This is a genomic window from Opacimonas viscosa (genome assembly GCF_024199005.1).
Classification (GTDB): domain Bacteria; phylum Pseudomonadota; class Gammaproteobacteria; order Enterobacterales; family Alteromonadaceae; genus Opacimonas; species Opacimonas viscosa.
In genome coordinates, this window is record NZ_JANATA010000222.1 from 1 (window position 1) to 256 (window position 256).

The 256-nt window shown below is 52.0% G+C and carries 1 protein-coding gene; it reads right to left on the reverse strand.

All coding sequences use genetic code 11. The features are described from left to right. Positions 1 to 239, reverse strand: a 239-nt coding sequence (locus NLF92_RS13375; RefSeq protein ID WP_254102741.1) for a tetratricopeptide repeat protein, incomplete at its 3' end; no start/stop codon positions are given. Positions 240 to 256 lie beyond the last annotated feature (17 nt).

Genomic DNA, 256 nt, shown 5'->3' on the forward strand with positions numbered 1-256 from the left:
GTAAACCGATAGGATTTCATGTTTGCCAGGCTCCAATAAGCATCACCAAATGAAGGGTGATAATGGGCAGCCTGCTTATAGGCTTCCACCGCCTGCTCTGCAGCGCCAGCCGTTTTATGGGCGTGGCCCAATGCCAGCCAAACAGCCGGTTTATCCGGATCGGCTGCAAGCAGTGAGTTGAAAATACGGATGGCCTGTTCCGTTTTATTTAAGCCCAAACAAGCATTCGCCAGCGCCATTTGCATTGCCGTCGAGT